Consider the following 26784-nt stretch of genomic DNA (forward strand, 5'->3'; position numbering starts at 1 on the left):
CATTCCTCACCCAAATCTTATTTTTTCTGCTCAGCGATCCATTTGTCCAGTTGCTCCTGCTTTTTCTGAATGATGGTTTGAGCACCGGCATCATTCAATGCTTTTACAAATTTAGTAATCGTCGTTTCAGGATCCAGCACGCCAGTGACCAAACCAGGAATGTATTGGTTAACCACATTGTTTACTGCACTTAACTCCGTTTTTACGGATGATTGGTCGAAGATGAATCCGAAGTACGGCGATCTTTTCGTTTCTTTGTTTTCTTTCAGTTTCAGTTCGGTATCCTTCCAATCCGCGCCTTCGAACAGATATTGAAGCGACTCGGAGCCGAGAATACCGGAGGATAGCTGCGCAGTATACGGTACGCTTGCAGCATCCTTACCATCCGGATATTTAACGTGATGATCGTCCACTTTGACATAGTCCCGGCCTTCGACTCCATAGAGCATCGTATTTAACAGATCTTTATCCGTATAAGTCAAGTTCAAAACTTTCATGGCAGCATCAGGTACTTTGGTTGTACTCGACATCATCCACACAACGAAATCCACAGCTTGTGTATCAAAATAGAACGGAGCAATTCGTTTCATGGCGATATTCTTACCGGTCTGTGCGCTTACTGCTTTGCCGGCTTCCAAACCGCTATAACCGCCTAGCGTGGAGAATCCGCGCCCCGACGAAACTAAATCGGCATAATTGGTTGACGTTGTCGCCGCATCTTTTTGCAAATAGCCTTTGTTGTACCAATCTCTCATCATGTTAACGCCGTTTTTGAACACATCCGTCTCATAAAGATTGACTACTTTATTGCTATTGCCAACAACGACCCCGACCCCTGACTCATCCGTTAACAGATCGATGTCATTCGTTCCTCTTAACAGTCTAACTAGATTCGTATCGCTTGGATTGACATTAATCGGCGCAAAAGGCACGACATCCGTGTGCTTTTTCATTATGGCGTCGAACACTTTCGGCAAATCGTTGACCGACTTCATATCATCAGCCGTAAAACCGGTTTCTTTCAGTAAATCGGCGTTATATACAATATTCAGCGGAACCGACATTCCTTTATTGGCGGGAATGCCATAAATATGACCGTTCATCGTTGTTGCTCTCAGCAAACCATCACCGAAGTCTTTGTCCAGTATCGCTTTTGTTTCCTGACCGTATTTACTGATCAAATCCTCCAGCGGATAAACCTGTTTTTTAGCGGCATAGCTCGGGAACTGCCCCGGACTGGTGAACAGATCCAGTTGTTCGCCGCTTTGAAGCGCCAAATTTACTTTTTGACCGTAGTCTGCAGGTCCGTACACTTTAAAGTCTACTTGCACATTAATCTTCTTAGTTGTAATTTTGTTGATCGCCTCGTTAATGCTGCTCATATCATCGGGAATTTTATTGAATGACGGCAACGCTATAACAACTTTTTCCATCTTGCTGCTGGTCCCGCCCGACTTAGAACCGGTTGATTCGGTCGATTTGTCAGTCCCGGTCGAGCAAGCTGTCAAGACGGTGCCGAATAGTGTTACAGACATGACTGATGCTAAGATACCCCTTGTCCTTATCATAGTTTGAAGCCTCCTGAAGTAGTTTCTGAATACGATTTCAGTTTAATCCTTATCGGTGTGATTATCTTTAAAAAATCAGCGTTTTTTTTGTAAAAATCCGTGATGTCGCAAAAAGAAAAAGGCCATTTCGGCCTTCTTTGCATTATTGTTTATGTTTGGCTCTAAAAGCATTCGGAGTTTCATTCGTTATTTTTTTGAAAACCGTTGAGAAATAAGAGATGCTGTCAAAGCCAATCTCAACGGCAATCGTTCCGATGCTCTCGTTTCCTTGAATGAGCCGTTCTTTTGCAATAAGAATACGATGCTCATTCAGGTAATCCTTCATCGATAATCCTGTCTTGTTTTTAAACATCTTTGCAAGATAATCGGGTGACAAATAGACGCTGGCCGCAACATCCTCGCGACTCAGTTCCTGATGGTAATGATTGCGGATAAACGTTTTCACCTTCTCCACAACACTTTCGGACTGCTTCACTTCTCTTAAATAATCGATTGTTTTATTGGTTACGAAAGCAGCCCATTTCATCATGTCCATGACACTATGTTCGGATTTCTGCAACAAGATTCCGGAGAAGTTATCGGAAAACAACTTATGTGCATGTATTTTATTTTTGTAAAGTATCGAATAAACTAGCTGCATAAAGTCCTGTTTGATGGAATGCATGATGCCCGCGTCAAGTTTATTGCTTTTGGTGAGCGATTCGAGATCTTTTTTTAGCTTGTTCACGATTTGTACTTTTTCGCCTTCGATAAACAATGATTCGAATCCGTTCACATCAAGCGTATAAGATTCATTCGTTACATATTCAAAGCGATCTTCTTGGTAATGAGCGTTTCCTTTATAAATAATGTTATTCCTATCCATGACCTCCAAGATCGTTTTCGTTGCATGCAATACGTCAATCGGTACTTTCTTGCTTATATAACAGGTCGCCGTACACTGAAAAAACTCCCGGCAATAACGGATTTGCTGACGGCATCTCGTTGTAATCTCTTCCAGCGAACTGCTTCCGCTGATGATCGTCGCAACATAATAGCGATCGTCTTGCTGATAATTGATGACATGACTGAGATGCAGATTGTCCAGCATCGTTTCTGAAGTTAGATTGGAGAACGCATAGATGAAGGTGCTTTCATTCCAACTATCCTGTATATCCGATTTGCCAATGCTCGTCAGCACTAGAGAGTAACCATGTTCCAACTCCAGAGACAGGTCTCTCTTCCGAATTTCGCCATGAATCAAGTCTAAACGGGGGGAAATCTGGGCAAATAAAATATCCCTCCAAAAGCTTTGCTCGACAAATGACTTATTCTTTAACCAACTGGCACCGAATTGGCTGTATGCTTGCAACTGATTTTTCGCCCTCAGCGAATTTACAGTTTTGGCGAGAGCCGCTTCAACCTTACTTTTGTCAAAAGGCTTGATTAAGTAAGCGTCCGTATTGTAAGAAATCGCCGTCGACGCGAATTCAAAATTTTCATGACAGGTAAAAAAAATAAATGCACAGTCATGATGGTTATCCCGCACCCATTTGATCATGTCCAGTCCAGAACCCCTGGGCATTTCGATATCGCAAATGATAATATCCGGTTTATCAGCGTCAATAAGAACTTTGGCATCCGTAATATTATGTGCCGTTAATACAGCCCCAATTCCCAACGAATTCCAGTCGATAAAGTCACGCATGACCTCTACAGTAGGAATATCGTCATCAATCATGAGACACTTCAATTTGTTCCCTCCTAAGCCTGATCCGCGGGTGACTGAAAAGGAATCAAAATTTCCACCTTTGCTCCAGACGGTTCGTTACTGGAAATCTTTAATAAACCATCCCTTTTATAAAGTAAACGCAACGTTTTTTTGATATTGGAAATACCGATTCTTTGCCCCGTATCATTGACATGCATACCGGCGGCATTCACTTCTTCTATGATCTCACAAGGAAAACCTTCCCCGTTATCTTCCAGTGTAATTTTGACAAAGTCCTCTTGATGATTCGAGTATGCTTCCACTTTTATAAATATCGACAGAATATCTCCGTAAACTAACGCATGCTTGAACGTATTCTCAATAAAGGTTTGCATGAGAAAGTGCGGCAGCATATATTGTTCCAAAGCCGGATCGATATCGATCATATGGAAAATGTGGTTGGGGAATTTGATCTCTTGCATGTGAATGTAATTGGTCACGTGTTCGATTTCTTCCCTTACCGTTACTTTCACCAAGCCTCCTTTGAACATATATCTAAGATGTTCCGACAAGTAGTTGATCAGTTTCCTGATTTCTTCGTTTTTATTGTGATACGTAAGGCTGGAGATGGTCGTAATGGCATTCAAGAAAAAGTGTGGTTTTATTTGCATTTGAAGATACTTGAGCTCTGCTTTGTTACGTTCCAGCTTCTCTTCATAGGAATGGATTTTTAACTGTTTGATTTCTTTAATCATCGATGTAAATGAATGAAAGAGCTTGGCGAACTCGATAGACGCTTTATGCTGCGGCAGCTGGTAGTCCCAGTTTCCCTTCTCCAATTCTTTCGTCGCTTTAACAAGTTCAAGAACTGGCTTAATAATCTGGCGTGAAAGCGAAGTTAATACAGCAGGCACGATCACTAAGGAAACGGCTCCAAGAGAAATAATCACCCATTGGATAAAATCTAACCCTGATAAAACGCTCTTTCTTTCTATCATATTCGAAAGTTTCCCGATCTCCGGAATGTCCTCTGAAATAACGAAATAGTTGCCAGCAATCTTGTACGAAGTTTTACCGGTGTCCTGCAATGTACTCAGTTGATTAAAGACTGGATCAGTTACAGAAAGCAACCTTCCATTTTTATCGCTTAATCCATAATGGTTTTGGGAATCTGACGTTTTTTTCACAACATTCATGAGTGTGTCTGCTTTGACAGCGGCGCCAATCATAATGTCCGATACTTTGAAGCATTTGATTTCATAACCAATTCCATTCAATTGAATCGAGGACCAATCCCTTCCGATCATCGTATTACTCGCGAATTGTTCACTCTTTAAATAATCGGATAAAGTTTGATTTTCATTGGAACGTATGTTTTTGCCGAACTGCACCAAAAAGAGATGTTCACTGGGCTCCAAAATAAATAAAGCGTCTATGCTTTCGTTATTCGACACTTTCGAGAGTAATGCATTTTTCAAGCGCAAGGCCTCGAAGTATTTGCTGCTTTCATCTTTTTTCGGAAATAGAACGACATCGTCGATATGATTTTCAAATACTTCATTTAGATCTTTGGAGACGCTGTTCAAGCGATTTTGAATATTATTAATGTGAATTCCCATGGTGTATTTGGAGTTGTTCACGATATTCGTTTCGACCACATTAAAGGAATATACATTGCTAATAATCAGAACAGCGACAAGAATAGCCAATATCAACGTAATTTGAAGCGAAAATTTGAAAACCAGTGAAACCGGCTTTGTCCTCTTAAACATGTCATCCTTCCTCATTAAAAGAACATTTTTTTCGATTCGAAAATAAGCGAAAAGAGGCGTAAGCCTCTCTCCACCCATTCCATCTATTAAAATCATCATACAGCTTTATAGTGTCTTCGGGAATATGTCAACCGCTTGACATTTTCCCGAATAAAAAATCAACATTGAAAAGCTTTTGCCAAAGCATTCACGTATCCGTTTCGGGCACGTTGACTGATTTCCGCGTCGGGAACAACGTGTTCGAAGGCATGATAGCATCCGGGATATAGTTGAAATTCCACGTCGACGCCTGCTTGGGCCAGCCGTGCAACATACTCGATCGTCTCGTCGCGAAACGGATCAAGCTGGCCTACACATGTATATGTCGGAGGAAGGCCGGCCAGGCTCTCCGCTCGAATAGGCGCCGCATAAGGAGAAATGTCGCCATCGGCATATTCGCCGCCAAGGTACATCTTCCAAGCCGCCAGGTTGTTTGCCCTATTCCAAACAGCAGGATCCGTGATTTCATGGCTGGAAGGCGTGATGTTTCGATCGTCGATCATCGGGTATAGCGGCATTTGAAAACAAATGGAAGGGCCGCCTTTGTCACGAGCCATCAATGCTAATGCTGCGGTCAACCCACCGCCAGCGCTACCTCCGCCAACCGCAATCCGCGACAAATCGATGTTCAATTCATCCGCGGCCCTCGTCATCCAGTTCAAAGCAGCGTAGCAGTCATCGATTGCTGCCGGAAACGGGTGTTCAGGGGCAAGCCGGTAATCAGGCGAAATGACAATGCAGTTGACGGTTCTCACGAAACATTCGCAGAGACTTTGCTCGCCGTCAGGGTGTCCTAATACATACCCTCCGCCATGAATCCAAAGTAAAGCAGGCAGCTTCGTTTCATCCCTCTGAGCCGGTTCGACAATTTTGACCAACATCTCTTGTTTACCTGCACCGGATATTGTACAGTCGGTGACCCGAACAAAATCAGACTTCAACGCCTGCGGTAAAGGGGTTTGCCTTATAATTGCCAAATCATCCGGAATCCGAAAAAGCGGAAGGGATGTCAAAGATTCCCTAATTTCCGGTAACACTCTGTTCTTAAAGTCCATTCAACAAGCCTCCACTATTTGTTACGTCGTACTTCGTTCAATTAATGTAACCGGTAAAGAATTGACCATCGGAACCTCCTCCCCTTCAATTTGTTTTGCAATTAATTCGATCGTTAGCTCGCTCATCTTTTGAATAGGCTGCCTAATGGTTGTAAGACGAGGCACAACTAAAGATGCGATCTTCACATCATCATAACCGATGATTTTTATGTCTTCCGGAATCCTCTTTTTTAATTGATAACAGGCTTGCATAACCATCGCCCCGATCACATCACTGCTGGCAAAAACACCGTCTACTTCCGGATGCTCCAGAAGGAAACGAACAATTGTATCCTCACTTGCCACAGTATCTATGTCATGTACCTCTAAATTCAAGTGAACATATTCAACCCCTGCATGTTGCAGTTCCTCAGCAAACCCTTGTAACCTTCCTCCAGCAAGCAGACCATGATGATGCGGCCCGCCAACTCCACCTTGCATATAAGCCAGCTTTCGGCAACCTTTGTACACAAGTAACCGCGCTGCAAGTTTGCCGCCCATCAGATTATCGGAGTTAATAACAGGAATCGTATCATCTACGACTCGATCGAAAGCTACGATAGGAAGGTTCAGATTCCGATAATGTTCAACATCCAAAACCATGCTGCCCATAATGATGGCGTCCACTTGATTCTTTTTCAGCATGTCGATGTATTTGCGTTCTTTCGTTACATCTCGATTCGAATTACACAATAGAATTTTATACCCGCTTTGGTCAGCATAATATTCAAGATAATGAGCTAATTCACTAAAAAAAGGATGAGAAACTGTAGGAATTATGAGGCCGATCATATTCGATTTTTTTCTGAACAAAGAACGGGCCATTTCATTGGGATGATAATTTAGCTCCATCATAACCTGATATACCTTATCACGCGTCGCCTGGCTGATATATCCCCGGTTATTGAGAACACGGGAAACCGTCGTAACGGAAACCCCTGCTTTTTCTGCAACATCTTCGATTTTAGGCATCGCTTGACCACCTGACTTTTTTAAAGCCATTATACGCTTAATTTACAATTATTTCAGCCGTTGTGAACTCTGTTCCATGTGTGATGGGGCCTTATTTCAAGGCCCCTTCCGTTATCCCTTTGATGATTTGGTTTTGAACGAAAAGATATAAAACCAATACAGGAATAATCGTCATGATTAATCCCGCCATCAAGGGTGCGTAATCAACAGAGTAAGACGAGAAGAAAGTAAACGTAGAAAGCGGCAACGTCCTTTGTTCCGGCGACATTAAGACCAAACTGGGCAATAAATAATCATTCCAGATCCAGAGTACATCCAAAACAATAAGCGTCACGAAAACCGGTTTCAATAGGGGCAGTACAATCTGGAAAAAAGTTCGCAGCCTCGAGCTGCCCTCTATAAAAGCCGATTCTTCCAATTCGTAAGGAATCCCTTTGATAAACCCATGGAAAGTAAAAACGCCGAAGGGAACGCCAAACCCCAAATATAAAAACAGCAGAGTTCCCTTCATATTGAGCAGATCCAGCTTTCCGTACAACATGACCATGGGGATCATGATGACCTGGAACGGAAGCGCCATGGAGCCAAGCATCATGAAAAATAGCACCGTATTCAGCTTCCATTTGAATCGAACAAACAAATACCCGGTCATTGACGAAAAAATAACGATAATGAAAACTGCAGCAACTGTAATAAAGATGGAGTTGGTAAGTCCTTGCATGAATTTCATGCTGGTCAATGCCTTGGTGTAGTTCTCGAAATGAACATTGCTGGGTATCGATAATGGATTTTCGATGAACTGCTGCGTTTTTTTGAAAGAGTTCATGACGACCAGCAAAAAAGGAATTAAAAAAACAACTAAAAATGCATACAGGAATAAGGATTTGATCCTTACTATGGACTGTCGAAAAGCCATCACGATTCGACCTCCAATTTTTTGAGTAAGTAAGATTGAGTAAGCGCAACCAAGGCTACAACACCAAATAAGACAACCGCTTCCGCCTGCCCGATTCCGTATTGATTGGACAAGAACGCTTTTTGAACGATATGATAAGAGGCTAATTCGGTGGAATGAAAAGGTCCGCCTTTCGTTAGGGCAAGGTTAATATCGTAAGTTAAAAACGAGCGAGAGATGGAAATAAAAATACAGATGACGATAGCCGGGATCGAAAGCGGCAATATGATTCTACGAAGTCTTGCATAACCGTTCGCCCCGTCAATGCTCGCAGCTTCCAACACATCATTAGGAACACCCGAGAATCCGGCAATATAAATGATCATGAGATAGCCGACCAATTGCCAAGCTGTTGCGATCACGAGCGCCCAAAATGCGGTATCCGTATCCGTTAACCACGATGATTTAAACAATGCCCAGCCATACTTATTCCCAATGTATGGCATGATTTGCGAGAATAGCGTCTGCCACAAATACCCGAGCACGATTCCGCCTATTAAGTTCGGAGTAAAAAAGCCCGTTCGAAGCCATTTCTCTCCTTTCACCCCGCTGGTCAACGCCAGTGCTATAAAGAAAGCCGCCGCATTGGAGATCAATACCGTAAACACTACATATTTAATGGTAAACCACAATTGGACGAGAAAAACGGTATCATGAAAAACTTTGGTATAATTCGACAAGCCGACAAATGATATGTCGGCCGTTCGTACATCCCAATTCGTAAACGTCAAGTACAATCCAACCAAGAACGGGATCAAAACGACAGCAGCAAATGCCAGTACGGAAGGAGCCCCAAAAAGCAGAAAGGCTCCCGTATTCCTTATATAAATCTTACTCCTCATAGCGCCGCCCCTTTACAACCAGTTTTTAACCTCAGCCCCTATTTCCCGGCATTCGATTTCCAATAATCCTGAACCTCTGTCGTGAAAGCCTTTCGGTCGGCTTTTTCTACCAAATATTTTTGCATGGAAGCGCCTGTCTTTGACCAATAGTCTTGCGGAAAATAATTAATAACACCGATATTCAGGACCTTCCCTTGATCGACATATTTCGCTATGGCATCGGAAATCACATTCGTGCCTTTTGCCTTTACGTCCTTATAGGGCAAGGACAGGCCCATTTTGGTCACTATCGCACTTTGTCCCTGCTCACTTGTAACCATCCATTCAACGAATGCTTTAGCTGCTGCCTGCTGCTCAGGGGTAGATCCGGATTTGTCAATAGCGAACAACTTCGGCTCCGTGTAGGCTACTTGAGTGTTGCCGTAATCCGTTGGATTGTTGCTAATCGGTACCGGAATGATTCCAAAGTCTTTATCTCTTCCTTCAAGAGTGCCAATGACAGACCAAGTCCAGTCCCCCATAAAATAGAATGCTGCATTGCCTTTTGCGAAATCGGTGCTGTCTTTATTGTAATCTGCGACAAGCGGATCACTTTTTCTGGCATTGTATTTCTTCAATAAGTCAAATGTATCCATCAGACCGTTGAACGGCTGATTGTCCGCCAAGTTGGCTTTGCCGTTTTTCAAATCCTCTACAAACTTGCGATTCTCTTCCACTTTTGGCGATTGCAAAGAATAGGCCAATCCCAGATAGTGAGCGCCTAAGGACCAATCCGCCCCGTGAATCATCACAGGCGCCTTGCCGGCAGCTTCGATTTTTTTGAACAATGCTTCCAAATCATTACGGGTTTTTATGGAAGCCGGAACAAAGGTCCCCCCGATCGATTCCTCAACCACCCGTTTGTTATATAATAAGCCATAGCTTTGAGCTGTCCATGGAACGCCAAGGAATTTGCCGTCCAGCAAAGCGCCGTCAACCGCCCCTGGCTTTGTTAGTTTTTCATATTTCGCTTTCTCCGACTCCAAGTCCATGAACTTATCTTTATATTGGAGAATCGTTCCCGGGTCAAGGTTGGCTATTGTGGCCGGATTGCCGGATACCAACAGGGATTGAAATTTCTCTAATTGTGCTCCTCCAATTGGCGTCGGAATCAATTCAATCGTTACGTTTGGATTTTGTTCGTGATACGTTTTAAAAAGGTCCTCGAACACGTTGTTTACTTCAGCTGAAGTATTAAAGAAAGTAAGCTTTACTCCCTTTGCTTGTTGGGTGGCCGCCGGCGCGGAGCTTGGCTCATTGTTTTGGGAACATGCCACCAACGAGGAAAGCAACAAGATTGAACAAATTCCAGCTGTGGTGATACTCTTCATCTTTTTCAAAACCTTTTCCCCCTTGAAACTGTATTTTTGAATGCGCTACCAAAATTATGATAACTTGTCGACATGTCATGTGTCAACCGGTTGACATAAACTTTATGTTTATTTGGCTCCTTTTTTTTGACAAACATCTGGAGTCAAATAGGCGTATCGGAGCACGATTTATTTTTGCCCATAACAGACTCTAAAAGCACGAAGACGCGACCGGTTTTCCAGTCGCGTCTTCGTGCTATTTTCTGTTTGTCGCCAATACTTTAGCGAATACTTCCTGAGCTCTTCTTATGGTATAATCCGGATGTTCTTCTACGACTATTTGCAATTCTTTAACAAAATCTTGATCCAGGGTAAACCTTCTAGTCTCTTGTCCAAAATATTGCTCCAATTGTGTTATGATCGCTATCTCGCCATAAAAGATGCATCGATTGTTATGATCTGTCATGATTGCCAAAGATATATTCATCATTCGACGCAATCTCCTTTTTGCCTTTTTCCAATCTGTTGTAGACTACGTCCTTATCAAATCGATTTGCACCAACCGAATTAACTCCCGCTTCAATTCTCTCATTTCTTTCAGACGGTCGATACGATGTAACGCTTTCCGCTCTCAACATGAAACCCGATACAGCCGTTCCCAACTTGAGAATAAGTTACTTCTTCGCCATCTTGCGTTATCCTGACCATCTGCTTGGCAAGCACTTTACAACTCTGCGTTATTGAAGCTGCGATTTCTGCTTTTGCCAATGCGCCGTTCTTCCACTCCAAATCGACTTCATAACCTCCCCGGCCCCGCAGTCCTTTGACATACCCGTCATTCCAGGCACCCGGCAACGCCGGCAGGAATTCCAAATAGTCTTGATGCGATTGCAGGAGCATCTCTGCGATCCCTGCTGTTGCGGCAAAGTTGCCGTCGATTTGGAATGGCGGATGCGCGTCAAACAGATTGGCATATACACCGCCTCCGTGATTCATCGGCGCGTCACCCTTTACTAGCGTTAACAAATTTGAGATTAACCGCTCTGCGCGATTACCGTCTTTGAATCTTGCCCATAAGCCGATTTTCCAGCCAAGGCTCCATCCCGTCCCTCCGTCTCCTCTGATTTCAAGTGATGTTCTCGCAGCATGAAAGAGATCGGGAGCAGATTGCTCCGTAATCAGCCGGCCCGGATAAATCCCCACAAGATGAGAAACATGACGATGATGGACATCTTCCTCCTCGAAATCTTGGGACCATTCCTGCAATCGACCGTGCTTGCCGATTTGAAGCGGCAGTAGCCTTTGCTTCGCCTTTGCAAGTGTCATCATAAAATCTTCATCCATCTTCAGCTGTTCCGCTGCCTGGATACAGTTGTCAAATAATTCACTTATCAAAGATAAATCCATGGTCGACGCAGTGCTTACGGCATGGCGCTTATCGCCAACCCGGAATTTCAGCTCTGGAGAGGTGGAAGGCGATGTAATCAGATAGCCGTCTTGATCTTCCATGAGCCAATCCAGACAGAATAACGCCGCTTCCTTCATAATGGGGTATGCTGTATCTCGTAAAAATACGTCATTCCCACTGAAGGCGTAATGCTCCCATAAATGCTGCGTTAACCAGACACCGCCCATCGGCCAGTACGCCCAAACTGGGTCTCCATGGCCATAATCGCCAACCGGTGCCGTCTGGGCCCAAAGGTCGGAATTATGGTGTGCCACCCACCCTCTAGCGCCATAATTTGTTTCAGCCGTCTTCTTGCCGTTCAGTGCCAATCTGCCGATAAAATCAAGGAGTGGTTCATGCAATTCCGCCATATTGCAAGGCTCTGCAGGCCAGTAGTTCATCTCTGCATTAATATTGAGCGTATAGTTGCTGCTCCACGGCGCTCTCGTTTCCTCATTCCATATCCCTTGAAGATTGGCAGGTTGAGTTCCCTGGCGTGAGCTTGCTATCATCAGGTACCGTCCATAATGGAACAAAAGTTCAACCAGCCCCGGATCGCTGCTGCCAAATTCAGCAATCCGCCGATCGGTCGGCATATCTGAGGGTGCTTTGCTTTCTCCTAGAGACAAGGCAACTCTGCCAAATAGCTTGCTATGATCGTCAAGATGATGCTGAAGAATATCTTGGTATCGTTTTCCGCGAACGGCATCGATCGCTTCAGCGGTTCTTTGCTTCGGATCACTTTTGTTGCAGCTCGCGCCAATGTTCGGATCAAAGCTTGTCGCCGCATTGAAATATAAGGTCGCGCTGGTCGCTCCAATAATATGCAAACCGTCCGAATCGGCCTTCATCGCCCCGCCTTCATGCACCACGGCCAATCGTCCATGGAACTTCAATGCTTGTGAAGTCTCTGGGTCGCCGTAAATAATGGGATTTTCCGTGTAGTAATAGTTGGGCCATACTTGCTCAGGCGCTGTACCGGATATCATGCATTGATCGGCATCAAAGGACGATTCATAACGAATGGGACTGTCCAGCCAAGCACGAAAATTGAGCAAACTTTCCTTGCTCGACGTTAACCGTACAACAATGGCTTGATCGGGATAAGAAGCGAATATTTCTCTGGTGTACTGAACGCCGCCAACGGTATAAGTGACAGTCACGATGCCGGTAGACAGATCAAGCTTCCGGCTATACTGGTGTTTAACATCGCCATGTGCCATCCTTACATGCAAATCGCCGAAAGGCAAATAAGATTGCGTGTAGGGACCCATCATTTCCTTGCAGAGCCGATCCGCTTCCTCATATTTTTCTTCTGTAATCAACTCCCGCACCTTAGGTAAAACTTCTTTCGCCCCCGGATTATTCCAATCCTTAGGGTAGCCTGACCAGAGCGTATCTTCATTTAAAGCGATGCGCTCTTTCTCGACACCGCCGAATACCATCGCGCCCAGTCGGCCATTCCCAACAGGAAGCGCTTCTGTCCAATATACGGCAGGAGATTGAAATTGGATATTCATGATGATCTTATGTCCCCCTCATTCATTAATAGATATACGGATGGTTGATTTATATCACTTTACTATGAAAGCAAGCCTATCAATCTTCCGCTCCTAGATTTAACTCAAATTCCTTGTCACGATCACAGTATAGCACACCGTCCACAACTTCCACCTTGGCAACCTGAATGGACGAGCGGCGCATTTCATAACCCGAATCTTCATTATGCCCATGAACACGCCCAGGATGAGTAAAATAAAAGATATACCCCTCTTCTCCTTGTACGACCACATCTGCGTGAAGGCCGATCGTTCCGTCATCCTCACGCTTGCCAGGTTGGTCGAGAATGAGGCCGTTTCGTTCCCACGTCTCAAGATCATCGGAGCGGAAAACACCTTGTCCTCTCCATTCGTCTATAATAAGCCAATAATAGCCGCCTAAGCGGAATACATTCGGTCCTTCGTGGCCTCTTTCGGTTATCACCGGACCAATCGGCTGCCAATCATACAGATCCTTACTCTCGGCAGCGTAGGTATGATTCCACTGCTTAAACCACATTCGAAACGTGCCGTTCGGCAGCTGGTACACACAGGCATCGATCACGTTCTCCTCACTAATTCCAAGCGTGGACTGGAACTTCCAACGAATTAGGTCGGGGCTTGTATAATGCCTGATACGAGCCTTGCCCGTCCAACCTTCCGGTACGCCGTGGACATAAGTGACATACATATGGTACAGCCCATCATGCCAAATGATTTCAGGCGCCCAGAACGTATTTCTGCCCCATTCTGTTTCGAGCCCCTCCAGGATTCCCCGGTATAACCAGGTTGATCCTCCATCCGATGAAGAAGCAACACCGAGATCGGTGCCATGCACCCATCCGTATTTCGGACCTTCCTGCGTTGCCCGCCGGTTCGTATAGATCATCCACCATTCCCTGGCCTGCCGATTCCAAATGACTACAGGATCTGCCGCACCGTCAAAGATTGGGTCCCTAAACAATGGTGATTTCATTCATTCTCCACTCCCACTATAAAGTATGTTCGAACGGTCATGTGCGCTTACCTTTCCTGCGACCTCATGGCTAAATTGGTCCACATCGATATAACCCTGCTCACTCTCGCAGTTATAGCTGTATAACCCGATCCGGTCTCCCCTGTAATACCCCCACCCCATCTGATAGGTGTCTCCAAAGGCCGTGAAATGGTCCCCATTGATGCTATATTCGAACCGGTTGATTCCGTCTATGTTCCACACGGACTTTAACCAAAGGGTGTTACCTGTTAATTGCGGTCCCCATTCCATCGTCCCCGAATGGTTAAACTTCAGAACCCTTGTCCCATTCTGTTGGTGTACGCCAATCGTGCAATAGGTTTTTGAAAAATGGCAAAGCCCCGCTTCTTGCCCGTCTGCCAGGCCGCTAATGTCTATTTTAACGGTTGCCTCATTGTGAACCGTTCTAAACGACCTTTGCGAAAGAATGTTGCATACGGTAAAAAAATTGTCCTTATCGATGGGTTGGCATGCGTATAGACGCAAATAGCCTGGCCGTTCCGTTAACGACCATTTGTCGGCTCTCGGCTGATGGTTCCATTCCCAATACGGTTCAAGCACCGCCCGGTCAAAATCGTCATTCGTGGAAAGAACCGTCACGGGATGCCCGTTTATGGGCTTCCTGCCTCCCCATACCATCTCCCCGATTCCGTCGCCGTCCGTATCGTTGCCGATGATCGGCCATCCGTCAACCCACGTTACGGGCAGCAAGTGAAGCGTTCTCCCTTCGTAAATACCGGCCCTTCCTTGATGAGAAATAAAATACCACTCCCCGGAAACCGTCTGCACAAGTCCGCCTTGATTCGGCTCCCGGTCTACATCCGGGCCGTGCGTATGGATAAGCTCCTTTTCCTCATAAGGCCCATAAATATGTTCAGACCTTAACATCATGACGACTCTGACTTCAATTCCTTCCTCACGACGAACCTCGCTGTGGAAAAAATAGTAGGTTCCTTCAATTTTGTAGAGCTTATTGGCTTCGCTCCCTTTGTACTGATGAATAATCGTATCGCTGTCATGCAACAGCTCTTTGCCGTCTTCACTGAGTTTAAATAAATGGATATTATAATTATCGGCAAAATGAGTGGCAACGAAGTAGCCTTGTCCATCATCGTCCCAAAACGGGCAGCAGTCGTCCCAGCCACTAACCGCCCAAACCTGATGTAGCGGCTCCCAAGGTCCCGCCGGGTCGGCTGCCGTGCTCATAAACAATCCTTCATCGGGCGTGAAAAAATAGACCCAATATTTATCCTTGTGGAATCGGATCGCGCCTGCCCAGACTCCTCTGCCATAACGGTTCATTCGATCGTAATTATATTCCGGGCCGATGCTTATCAAATCTTTCACAACATGCCCGATCATTCTCCAATTCACAAGATCTTTGGAATGCAGTACCGCCATCCCCGGAGAGCAATGCAGAGTAGAGGAGATAGCGTAGTAGTCCTCTCCGACCCGAATGACATCCGGATCGCTATAATCTCCTGGCAAGACAGGATTAACATAGGTGCCGTCCCCCTGATCTCCCCAAGCGCCCTCCTTTGATAACTGATAGTAGTGATCCTCCATAACAGAGTCATCCTTTCCAGTCTTAATTTTACTTCATGATGCCCCTCAATCGATACTCGGTAGCAAAAAATGCAGGGTTCAACAGCATCAGAAAAATGTTATCGGGAGGAAGGCGCTACGACCATCCTCCCGAAACATGTGCAAAGATCTATTTCATATTCAACAAATACAAATAATCAACAGCTTTCCCGGTAATATGCCATTCGCAGCCAATTTGCTTTGCAAGCTTATGGCGATACCATGTTATCGATCCAGATATAATTTCCGTCGATCCATTTGGCATCCATAAAGCGTGCGACCAAAGCCTGGTCATTCAATGTTACCGTCGTTTTACTTCCATCAACCCCGGATAAATTGTCGTACAGGGTCGACGTATACCAGCCGTTGTTGCCGTTCGTCGATGACGGATTTACAGTTGTTGTAGTATCAGATGCTGTCTAGTCAATGTTTACCATAACCGTATGCGACTCTTCCGCCTTGCCGGCTTGATCCACGCTCCAATAAACAAGGAGATGAATGCCTTCGGTAAAGAGGTGCTCTGTACTCTCTCTTTTTGATGCATTCAGTATGCACGAAACATCATTTTCATACCAGTTTAAGATATAACGAACACTTTAATTTACTCCTCTTAAACCCTTTTAATCACTTTAACCGTGCATGAATCCTGTAATTTAAGGACATGAAACATGCTGCGGCGACTTGCCAGCAGGAAGCTTCCTGCTATGATCAAATGCTCATCTGTTCGTTCATCACAGCAGATACTTTCTAAGCGGTCAAAGCACAGTCTTAGAGCCGGAAGTCGTCACCCCTCTGTCGAGATAAGGATCGATAGCGTATTGGAAGCGCCCGATCCAGTTTTGCGTGGTGCCTCCCATAGTGGAAGGTTTTAGGGTCATCGCGGTATTGCCCGGAACTCGGACAAGTCAGTCAAGGAGGCATTCGAGAAGCAAAAGTGTTTTATCGCCGATGCCTCCCACGAGTTAAAGACCCCGCTAACCATCATCAACACCAATGCGGTCGTCCTTCTGGCGGACGGCTACACGTATGACCCATGTCGCATTCGTACTGAGCGAAGCCATAGAGCGTTGTCCTCACGATGGAATCTGTCATTTTCTACCTTATGAAGATCTGGCAGCCAGGGCAGCCAGGGCAGCGATGTCTGCTGCCGATAATGCCTGGCTATAGATGCGAAAATCATCCACTCGACCATTAAGATAAGGATCTGTGGTGTATTGGGAGTGGCCAATCCAATTCTGCGTGGTGGAGCCCATATCGGATGGTTTGATGGTCATAGATGTATTGCTGCCTACCCTCACGCCATCAACGTATAAAGTGCCGGTTGAACCATTCAAGGTGACGGCCACATGATGCCACCCTCCTGTGGCCAACGACGACGTCCCTTCGATAATCTGTTCACTCGACCCGTTATTCTTGATCGCGAATCGGATTTTGCCGTTGGACCCGTTCTTCGGCGTCAGGAACATATAGGTATTCGTTCCGGTACCGAAGTCGAAGATCCGCGACCAATTGCTGACGGCATCCAGATTCACCCGGCAGGCAATGGTGACCGTACTGTCGGAGGAAACAACGCTGTTAGGCAGGGAGACATATTGGTTGGATCCGTTCAAATCCACCGCATTGCCGCTATACCCGGAAACCCAGGAGGGACTGTTGACCAGCATGCCATTCCAGCCGTCTCCGGTGCCATCGCTGGCCGATGTTCCACTCGTCTCGTCGAACGCAAGCTGCGCTGTCGGCAGTACGGACTCCCCATTCATCACATCAGCCACTAATGCGGGGGGCAAGGCACGGTTATAGATGCGAAAGTCGTCCACTCGTCCGTCGAGATACGGATCGCCGGAATATTGGGAGCGGCCGATCCAATTCCTCGTGGTAGCGCCCATAGCGGAAGGTCTGATGGTCATGGCAGTATTGCTGCCTGCTTGCACACCATCGACGTAAAGGATGCCTGTTGAGCCGTTCAAAGTAACGGCCACATGATGCCATCCCCCTGTTGCCAACGCCGACGTCCCGTCGATGATCTGCTCACTCGAACCGTTGTTCTTGATCGCGAAGCGGATATTGCCATTGGCTCCGTTCTTCGGTGTCAGGAACATATAGGTATTCGCTCCGGAACCGAAGTCAAAGATGCGCGACCAGTTGCTTGCGGAATCCAGATTGACCCAAGCGGCGATCGTGATCGCGTCATCACCGGAGACCACGCCGGAAGGCAAGGAAACGTAATCGTCCGTTCCATCCAGGTCTACCGCATTGCCGCTATAGCCGTTAACCCAGGAGGCACCTCCATTGACCGCCCCGCTGCCGCCCGATCCGGATGCGTCAAAAGTTGTGGTCCCGCTCGATTCGTCGAATTTATACCAGTTCATCATACCGGCGTCGATCACGCTAGTGCCGCCTGTTTGCGCCGAGACCGCATTCGATGCCGAGCCACCTGCCGCTCCGACCTTATAATAGTAGATCGTATCGGGATCCAGTCCCGTGCTGCTGTAAGACGTTCCCGATACAGGCGCGCTGTTGATTTTGGCATAGGTACCATCGAACCGGGTCGAACGGTAAATATTGTAGCCCAAAGAACCCGATACGGCATTCCAGCTCAAGCTGATCGTATTCGCGCCTGCAGCCGTAGCTGTGAGCCCCGTTATCGCGCCTAACGTTATTTGGTTGCTCAAGCCAACAGACTTTGCTGCATCCGGTGTATACAACAACATCGCAAGCGGATAATCCTTACCTGCAACCTCCGGCATTCTCGTTTCGTAGACATAAGCCAGGTACTTGTACTTTTCCTGGGTCATATCCACGTGTTGGATATATTTGTAATAATCATATAGAACACTGTAAAACGCATCGATTCGGCCCCTGCCACCTGAGTTGATCGTTTCGTAATATTGAATATCGCTTGCTTGATTCGCCCATGCAGGTGTCCATAACTCATCGTAACCAAGATGATACTTGATCACATAGTTGGTGCCTGCGAGTAGCCGGTCATCCAGGAAGTTGAACACATTTACTGCGTTGGCAGCAGTAGACATGGCTCCGGTTGTCGGGTCCACTTTCGTGCCTTGGGCATAAATGGTTTGCGCCAATGTAGACAGTCCTGCAATGTCGTCATAAGAATGCCCCGCATCGCGCCCCATTTCAATTTCCTGCACGTGATAATCCGCAGGATCGAGTGCCGCTCCTGTTACCTCATTTTGCGTCATCCACCGCATCTGATACTTAATGGAACCGTTTCTTCCTCCGACATCTCCTGCGGAATTCACGGTCGAAGCTTCTACGGCCTCGGCATAAAGTGCATAGTCATTTTTAAAGATGGCTCTTCCGATCGTTCCCATAACCGTAAACTGATGCTGGTTCATAAAAAAAGAATGAGCGTTATAGGTGACGGAAAGAACATCCATCATATGGGTCAGATTCGTCGTATCCGTACCCGCCCATTTCAGACTCTGCGTCGGCGTATCGGAATAACGCAAAATCTCCGCCGCTGCCCCGAGCAGATATGTCGCTGTGGCAAAACGGAAGCTGTAATGCGTAACACAATCCTGGATAGCCGCATAATCCCTTATGATCGTCATGGCATTGGAACGGTACGTCTCATCGCCGGTAATATACCACATAATCGCTTGCATGAAAGCCACTTCGGAATCCGTGTTGGCACGGGTTCCTACATAGTCGCTGGGGTTGCTGTAAAAAACACCCGTGTTCGGATCGGTAAACCCCCAAGGACCTTGAACGTGGATAAAAATGTAATTCCCTTCATATAAAATTCTGGGGGTTTTACTGGAACGCCCGTCGCTGGCAAACTTATTAAACGCCGTATTCCAAGGCTCGTCCCCCGCCCTTACGTGATCGCGCATATTGTCCAAATCAGACTGTCTCATTGCAATGCCCGGATGATGGAGAACTCCGGATATCGTATTCCCGTTACCGTCCGTATAGGACACATTGGTATCTGTATTGACTACCTGCGGTTTGTAAGACGTAATCAACGGTGAAATGGCCGCTTTCGCTGTCTGACTGCCGATACTGAGAAAGCCCGTCATTGCCAACATAAAGCAAAGAATACTTAAAGCAATCCTTTGAAAGCGTTTTTTCCTTTTGTTGAGATTCATGAATTGTCCTCCTTTTTTATTGCATACCATAGCCGACAGTTTCGCAACTATTTTCAAACGCCTCTTTACTCGCATCCCTCCCATGCTAACTTTCCACTTCGCCCTGAATCCGGCGGTTCCTGACAAGATGTTCAAAGTGCTTTCGATCTGATACGTCCCTACAATCACCTCCTTGATTTATCCCCCTCTTGTGCATGGAGTCAATTAGTTACGTTCTTTCTGCACAAGAGGGGGGCTGAACAAAAACGGTTATTACATGATGAAGCTTTCGACTGAATCTGATCGCCTTCGCCGCTTATATATTGCCGGCGTTATCCGTCTAGTGGTAACTCACCGTGCACTTGCCCGACACTGAAGATCTCCCATGTGGAGGCGTTAATTCGCCTGATGAGCATTCAACATGACGTGGGTGCCGTCATTGGCTTTCAGTGCGGCAATCAGATTGTCACCCTTGACATCAAGGTTCGGCAACATACGGTCTACGGTGACTTTGTTAGAACAACCTTTGGGCTCGACGACCAGGAGCAACGGAGTGTTGAAGCCCTCCCCGAAACTGGGTTCTACTTACTTACTTACTTACTTACTTACTTACTTACTTACTTACTTACTTATTAATTTCCGGATTGATCGTGAGGCACGGTGACAGTTGCAGTTACAACTGTTTTATTGCCCGCTTTATCAGTTGCTGTATACGTGATGGTATAGATTCGGTCTTTTTCCGCACGCAAGTTGAATGATGTGTCGGCTGTACCGAAATCGGCGTTCTGAATGTCGCCTTGACCGCTATCCGGCTTATTGCTCGTGATCGACGTTAACACCACGGAGTCAACACCCGATGTTGCATCGCCCGAATTGAGCGTGGAATTGACCGTCACCATTTTATGATTCGCCGGCCAAATCGTCGTCTTATCAAGCTGGACGGAAAGCGCTGGCACCATCTTGTCAACCTTAAACTCTACGGTTTTGAGATGTTCGACATTGCCTGCTTGATCCTTACTGCGGTAAGCAATCTTGTAAGTTCCTTCACCGAAGGCAGGTATGGATCCGTTGTAAACAATCCACGAACCCTCATTCACCTGGTATTCCGTTGTTACGGCGCCTCCGTACACATTGGCGTATACGGACAAGCTTACAGTAACATCTATCGTGTACCAGCTGTTCTTACCGTTTGGCGCAGCCGGATTTAACGTTGCGGTGGTGACAGGGGCAATCTTATAGATGTTGTTTACGGTCATGCTGGTTACGTTCGAGACGTTGCCTACGGCATCCGTTCCCCTTGCATACACGGTATCATTGCTTTCAACAACGACCGGAGCGGTGTACGCTGTCCATGCCCCGCTTTCGCCTACTTTGTATTCCTTCGCCGCAGCGTCGTCCGGATAGCTGATCGTCACGGTGACGCCTTGGTTGGTTGGTGTAGTGGTATCAACAGCCAAAGTTGCATCGGCAGGCGCAATATGGTCGATATTGCTGACCGTGTAGCTCGTCACATTCGACACGTTGCCCGCTGCATCCGTTCCCCGCGCATACACCGTGCCGTTTTCGGAAACAACCACAGGAGCGCCGTATGCTGTCCATGTACCGTCATCTCCTACTTTGTACTCCTTAACTGCAGCGTCAACCGGATAGCTGATCGTTACTTTGACATCGCTGTTGGTTGGCGTTGTAATACCTGCCGACAACGCTGCGTCCGCCGGCGGCGTCTTGTCGAATTCTAACGCATTAAGCGCACTCAGCAGTTGTGCAGCCGCAGCATCGATGGCAGCTTGATCGGCATTCGATGCCAATGCATTTGCGTTCTCGACGGCTGCCGCAACCGCTTGCCAGCTCGATTCGGTATAAAGCTTGGCGTCAAGCGCTGCAGCTTTATCCAGCAAGTACACCAGTAAGGATTTTTCCCCATTTGGCGCCGTATTGTTTGCTAACTGAAGGATCTCGTCGGCGCTTAATACATGATCATAAATACGGAATTCGTCCAGCATGCCGTTGAACAGCGGATCGGAACCGAACTGGCTCTTCCCGAGATAATTGAGTGCCGGTTTGAAGTCGCTCGGCTTGATCGAGACGTTAGTGGATGCCTTTTCCACGCCGTTCACATACAGCTTCTCCTTGCCGCTGCCAAGTGTCACCGCCACATGAACCCACGTATTCGTTGGGAGCAGCGAAGTTTGCACGATTTGCTCGCCGCCGCCGTTCTTGATGGCAAACCGCATAAAATTACCCGTTTTCGGTGTCAGGAACATGTATTGGCTTGTGCTGTTACCGAAGTCGAAGATTCGCTGCCAATCTTTGCCGCCCTTCCAGTACACCCATGTCGACACGGTCATCTCATTGTCACTGGACAAAGGATGCGTAGCGGGCAGCGTGACATAGCTATTGGTGCCGTTCAATTCGATCGCTTTCCCGACTTCCCCATCCTTGAACGCAGGGGTACCGGAAATTTTCCCATTGGCAGACCCGAATGCATTATCCGCGTTTCCTTCAAATGAATAAAGGGACATCGGGTTGCGGGCAAGCAAGCTCTTCGCATCGTACAGCTCCTTGGCGATTTTCAAATCCGAATAACCTGGAGCATTCATTTCCGCTTTGATGCGCTCAACTTCTTTGCTGAACAAATAATAGCTCAGTCTTGAATAATCTCCCGCCGGAAGCTTTGCCGCATTATCGAGTGCAATCTGAAGCGGGTCAATGACCGTTACCGACGTACCGTCCGTGGTACCGGTTACGACAGGCCCATTATCGTACAGGATCGTAAATGGAATTTTGCCCGTTTGATAAGCGGTTCCAACCGTATACCGGGCTTTCCAATGAAGCTGGTCGTCGGATGCGGTCTCCATCAATTTATCGCCGAAGTAAACCTTGACATTCTCAAGAGCTTTACCGGCAGCAAAATCCAAGGTGACCGTATTCCCCGTCACGGCTAAGGAAGCATTCTCCGGATTATCCGACTTTAGCGAAACGGTGTCCAGAAGGACCGGGCTTCCCGTATGGATGACGGTACCATAGAACTGGCTTCGGCAACATTGCCGAACCATTGGGCCCCATTGTAAATCCGGATATAACGATAGGCTTTCGGATTCTGGACCGTTAACGTTTGCCAATTCACCGTATTGACAGCTGGGGCGGACAACGTCACCCACGGCTCATAATCCACGTGGTTGGTTCCCTGGATGATAACACCTGCCGTCCGGGCTGGAGCGCCTTGATTTCCAATGAGTTTTACTTGGGTTAATTGCACTTTATCCTGATCGCCGAGGTCAAATGCCACCCAAGAGCCCCAGCCTCCGTTACTGGAGCGAAAATCAGAGATGGTAGTTGCATTCCCATCAAACATATTGGCGACTTGCTGAATGGTCGCATCCATGCTTCGACCCGGTGTAGAATCAATCAAAGAAAGATTCTTGAATACATCGTTGATGAGCCCATCTTCATTCACGATCGTCACCAAGGTGCCGTCGGTCGTAACCTTGACCGATTTCCCGAAATTCGCACCTTGATTGTAGTCGATGCGGAACTGGACTTTGCCGAGCGTATAAATTTCTCCAAGCTTCTGCGTCACGGTAAAATGACGCGCATCTGTGGAAACGGCATCCAGCTTCGTACTGCCGAAATAAACGGCAACATTATCGATCGGTTCGCTGGCCGTAAACGATAAGGTCACGGTATCTCCCCGCGTTGCGATGGAAGGATTGCCCGGATGATCGGACCCGATGGATACTGATTGCAGCAGATTGACAAACGGGATATCGGCATTATCAAAGCTGAAGTAATCGACTTCCACATTGCCATTGGCCGTTCCACCGGTTGCTTGCAGTCTGAGATAAATCATGCCTTCTCGCGCAGCATAACCCGATTTCCCCAAATCGTACGGGATCGTGACGAACTCGCCGTTCGTATTCGGAACAGCAAATTCAGCTACGGTATTGGCAGTCGCATCTCCATTGCCAAGATCGATGGCTTTCATGACAACAGGCTCGTTGCTCTTCACCCGCAAAACCATATAGCGCCGGTCATCACCTTTAGCCCCCATATCGACTTGACGATATGTGACTGCGGAGTTGTCTCCTTGTAATACGACATGATCCCCGATTTTTTGGGCATTGCCGTACAGATCGGAAAGATAGCTTCCGCCCTGCCTCTTTGTCGTCGGAACCGATCCCGAAGAGGATGGCGTTACGTATTTAAAACTGTTAACGGTCAGAGAGCCGGTCCCTCTGTAGACCAAATAAAAATCGTTGTTGCCTCCGTTATTGCCATAAATAATCTCATCATTCTGATGGTTGAAAGCGGCGGTCACCGTGCTGCCTGCCGTATCCGCAATCGGATAGCTCTTGACGAGCTGGCCCTGCGGGCCTCCAAGCCGCATTTCAAGCATGCCGCTTCCAGCGGCTATGTGATTCAACTGCAGCTGTACGGTGCCGCTGTCAAAATTCATGTTGCGATACCCGATATAACCGCCGTCTGTCAGGGTAACGTTATTCGACGCCTCGTTTTTCACATAACCTGTTCCGCTCGCAATAGGAGCTTCAAACGCCTTGTTATCGGTTTTGGCAAAACCGCCGGAAAATTGAAACCAGCGCGCTTCGGCGGAAAAATTATATGCATTGTTGGAGCCCGTAGTTTTGAAATACAGATTCTTCTTGCCTTTCAGTGTATCGCCGATGTTATTGAATTTCTGAACATAGGTGTTCGGTATCGTCCACCAGCCTGTATGGGGGACCTTAAAGATGGCTGTCGGCGTCGTTAAGGCCATGGAAGCGTCGTCCAACTTCACGTCGGGCTCGGTAACGTACATGGAAATGATCGACCCGGCCGTCGAGTTTTGGGCATAGGTGAACGCGAGCGTATCTGCGGGAACCGAACCGAAATCGAAGTTTTCGTAGCCGAACCAGTTGCCGTTCATCGTCCCTTCGGCTTTGTATTGGACGGCACCGTTTTCGTCCAGATAACTGGCGATTCCAGGTTTTACAAAGCCGTTCTTATAAAAAATTTGGTTGTTGAAAGAAAAAGGTATAGCCGGGTGCCGGTTATACAGACCATTTAAATTTGCCACTTCCTGCCAAGGCTGCGGCGGACCCTTCGGCTCCGTGTCCAAGGCCCCGTTCGCAGGGGTAAAGAGAAGCGTGCCAGACCCCGGTGTATCGATGGCCGGGACTTCAGGATGCTCCATCAAGATCTCGGGATATTTGAACAATTCGTCATATTTACCGCCGGAATATCCTTTCTCATATTTATAATAATTGTAGATGGAAGCGGCTTCTGTTATGGATCCACCTCTCGGACTGATGCCGGTCCACCCGGTCTTTTGTCCCACGCCGTTGATATGAGGGAAATATTCCACATCGTACCCTGCATTGTATTTCGTATAATAAGAGAGGGCCTTTAGCAGCTTTTGATCCTGGAATTCGAAGGGGTCTACTCCGCCCTCGGCAACCGGAACCCCGGTAACAGGATCAAGCTTCGTCCCCTGGACATGAATGGTTCGGGCCGTTACGCCGTATGTCGCCACGTCAAGGTTCGAGTGACCCTGATCGCGTCCCATCTCGACGACCTCTCCATTATCCATTATCGCCGCGGCGAGCGAGAAATTGATACTTTCTGCCCCGCTTGCATTATCTTGGTCTACGGCTTTTTTATTGACGGCAAACCGCTCCACCGCTTCATTATAACCGTTAATATCGTCCAGGAAGATGGAAATGGACATATACCCCATGTTCCCTATGGCCGCTTGATTATAAAATCCGAACCACTTGTTCGTTTCCTGCCAGATGAGTCTTAAGAAATTATCGAAGGGCTTCTTTTTTTCATAATCGATATTGCCTTGGGCGTCCCGGCACCATCCGGAGCTTGGCGTATAGAGAAGAATTTCTGCCGCGGCAGCCATCTTCTGACCTGATGTACCGGAAGCGAGAACGCTGGATGCTCCCCACACCTTTGAGATCGTATCCCAATTGGCCGGCTCCGTCGTATCGAAAAATTGCTTGAGACCAACGGCCCAGGCGTCCATTACCTTTTTGGCATTATCCAGGTAAACCTGGTCACCCGTGATGTACCACATGAGCGCTTGTTGATAGGCTGTCGTGGCATCCTCGCGCAATTCCTTGTCCCCGTTGCTGTCGGAGACTTGGGGAAAAGTGAATTGCTTTTGCGTTCCTCCGTTCCCATAGACCGCTATATTTTTCGAAGATTCGGCACTCTTTCTGAATACATCGAATGCAGACGCCCAAGGCTCTTTCCCGAGCCAAATCATATCCCTCATGGTGTTCAGATCCGCTCGTGACTGCAGAATACCCGGGTGGACAAGTCCCGTCGGACCTGTGACCACATAGTTGTCATAGCTTCGGTCATAGTTCGGATTGATGACTGCGCTATTTTGCGGCGTCGGCACATTGGAAACATAAGGCGTATAGGGTGGAACGGCCGAAGATTCGGCAGCCTGTACGGTTGTATTGCCAACCGGTATGGCGCTACCTAAAATTAGCAGAGATAGTACGATGGAAAGAGAGCGCTTGCAAGTTGTCAGAAACCCTTTCATTTCTAATCCTCCTTTCAAGATTGAGCCCATTGCGGGCAAAACGACAAACCTGTTTGAATTTCGTTTACATTTCTGTTCTCCTCCCTATTTTAGTCGTAAATCTATACTAAACCGCCGAAGCGAGTTCAGCCTATCTGCGGGATCAGCCCTTCACTGCGCCGATGATGGTTTGCGCCAATGTGGACAACCCTGTAACGTCGTCATAAGAATGCCCCACATCACGCCCCGTTTGGATTTCCTGTACGTGATTCATTTTGCGTCATCCACCGCAT

Annotated in this window: 17 protein-coding genes and 1 pseudogene; 3 read left to right on the plus strand and 15 right to left on the minus strand. The window is 47.0% G+C overall.

The features are described from left to right. Positions 1–17 precede the first annotated feature (17 nt). The 12 genes from NYR53_RS23840 to NYR53_RS23895 all read right to left on the minus strand — a co-directional run bounded on the left by NYR53_RS23840 (position 18) and on the right by NYR53_RS23895 (position 15847). The gene (locus tag NYR53_RS23840; protein WP_261301631.1) at positions 18–1568 is read right to left on the minus strand and encodes an ABC transporter substrate-binding protein; all 1551 of its coding nucleotides are present in this window, start codon (positions 1566–1568) and stop codon (positions 18–20) included. Between the two features lie 142 nt (positions 1569–1710). Next, on the minus strand, positions 1711–3300 hold the full coding sequence (locus NYR53_RS23845; RefSeq protein WP_261301632.1) for a response regulator transcription factor: 1590 nt from the start codon (positions 3298–3300) through the stop codon (positions 1711–1713). Positions 3301–3311: 11 nt separating this feature from the next. Then, on the minus strand, positions 3312–5030 hold the full coding sequence (locus NYR53_RS23850; protein ID WP_261301633.1) for a sensor histidine kinase: 1719 nt from the start codon (positions 5028–5030) through the stop codon (positions 3312–3314). 158 nt (positions 5031–5188) lie between these two features. Beyond that, positions 5189–6124, minus strand: a complete 936-nt coding sequence (locus tag NYR53_RS23855) for an alpha/beta hydrolase (RefSeq protein WP_261301634.1) — start codon at positions 6122–6124, stop codon at positions 5189–5191. Positions 6125–6145: 21 nt separating this feature from the next. Beyond that, positions 6146–7135, minus strand: a complete 990-nt coding sequence (locus tag NYR53_RS23860; protein WP_261301635.1) for a LacI family DNA-binding transcriptional regulator — start codon at positions 7133–7135, stop codon at positions 6146–6148. 91 nt (positions 7136–7226) lie between these two features. Next, positions 7227–8051 carry a carbohydrate ABC transporter permease gene (locus NYR53_RS23865; protein ID WP_261306504.1) on the minus strand — a complete coding sequence of 275 codons (825 nt, stop codon included), beginning with the start codon at positions 8049–8051 and terminating at the stop codon, positions 7227–7229. Then, positions 8051–8932: a carbohydrate ABC transporter permease gene (locus tag NYR53_RS23870; RefSeq protein WP_261301636.1), complete on the minus strand. Its 882-nt coding sequence runs from the start codon at positions 8930–8932 to the stop codon at positions 8051–8053. Before NYR53_RS23870 ends, NYR53_RS23865 begins: the two co-directional genes overlap by 1 nt. A gap of 38 nt (positions 8933–8970) precedes the next feature. Then, positions 8971–10302 carry an ABC transporter substrate-binding protein gene (locus NYR53_RS23875; protein WP_261306505.1) on the minus strand — a complete coding sequence of 444 codons (1332 nt, stop codon included), beginning with the start codon at positions 10300–10302 and terminating at the stop codon, positions 8971–8973. Between the two features lie 235 nt (positions 10303–10537). Continuing rightward, positions 10538–10771: a hypothetical protein gene (locus tag NYR53_RS23880; protein WP_261301637.1), complete on the minus strand. Its 234-nt coding sequence runs from the start codon at positions 10769–10771 to the stop codon at positions 10538–10540. 107 nt (positions 10772–10878) lie between these two features. Then, positions 10879–13248: a glycoside hydrolase family 95 protein gene (locus tag NYR53_RS23885; RefSeq protein WP_261301638.1), complete on the minus strand. Its 2370-nt coding sequence runs from the start codon at positions 13246–13248 to the stop codon at positions 10879–10881. Between the two features lie 79 nt (positions 13249–13327). Then, positions 13328–14242 (minus strand): glycoside hydrolase family protein, encoded by a 915-nt coding sequence (locus tag NYR53_RS23890; protein ID WP_261301639.1) that lies wholly within the window; start codon positions 14240–14242, stop codon positions 13328–13330. After that, the gene (locus NYR53_RS23895; RefSeq protein ID WP_261301640.1) at positions 14243–15847 is read right to left on the minus strand and encodes a glycoside hydrolase family 43 protein; all 1605 of its coding nucleotides are present in this window, start codon (positions 15845–15847) and stop codon (positions 14243–14245) included. 276 nt (positions 15848–16123) lie between these two features. Here NYR53_RS23895 and NYR53_RS23900 point away from each other — a divergent pair, with 276 nt between their 5' ends. After that, the gene (locus tag NYR53_RS23900; protein WP_261301641.1) at positions 16124–16288 is read left to right on the plus strand and encodes a hypothetical protein; all 165 of its coding nucleotides are present in this window, start codon (positions 16124–16126) and stop codon (positions 16286–16288) included. Positions 16289–16770: 482 nt separating this feature from the next. Then, positions 16771–16881 (plus strand): annotated as a pseudogene (locus NYR53_RS34515) (histidine kinase dimerization/phospho-acceptor domain-containing protein); the annotation flags it as partial. 84 nt (positions 16882–16965) lie between these two features. On the opposite strand, the gene NYR53_RS23905 reads toward NYR53_RS34515, so the two are convergent. Further along, positions 16966–19977 carry a LamG-like jellyroll fold domain-containing protein gene (locus NYR53_RS23905; RefSeq protein WP_261301642.1) on the minus strand — a complete coding sequence of 1004 codons (3012 nt, stop codon included), beginning with the start codon at positions 19975–19977 and terminating at the stop codon, positions 16966–16968. Between the two features lie 387 nt (positions 19978–20364). On the opposite strand from NYR53_RS23905, the gene NYR53_RS23910 reads away from it, so the two are divergent. Next, positions 20365–20592, plus strand: coding sequence for a hypothetical protein (locus NYR53_RS23910; protein ID WP_261301643.1), 228 nt, complete (start codon positions 20365–20367; stop codon positions 20590–20592). On the opposite strand, the gene NYR53_RS23915 is transcribed toward NYR53_RS23910, so the two are convergent. Both NYR53_RS23915 and NYR53_RS23920 read right to left on the minus strand, forming a co-directional pair. Beyond that, positions 20589–23012 (minus strand): LamG domain-containing protein, encoded by a 2424-nt coding sequence (locus NYR53_RS23915; protein ID WP_261301644.1) that lies wholly within the window; start codon positions 23010–23012, stop codon positions 20589–20591. The genes NYR53_RS23910 and NYR53_RS23915 overlap by 4 nt on opposite strands. Next, the gene (locus tag NYR53_RS23920; protein WP_261301645.1) at positions 22928–26512 is read right to left on the minus strand and encodes a carbohydrate-binding protein; all 3585 of its coding nucleotides are present in this window, start codon (positions 26510–26512) and stop codon (positions 22928–22930) included. Before NYR53_RS23920 ends, NYR53_RS23915 begins: the two co-directional genes overlap by 85 nt. Between the last annotated feature and the right edge of the window lie 272 nt (positions 26513–26784).

This window comes from Paenibacillus andongensis (assembly GCF_025369935.1).
Lineage (GTDB): Bacteria > Bacillota > Bacilli > Paenibacillales > NBRC-103111 > Paenibacillus_E > Paenibacillus_E andongensis.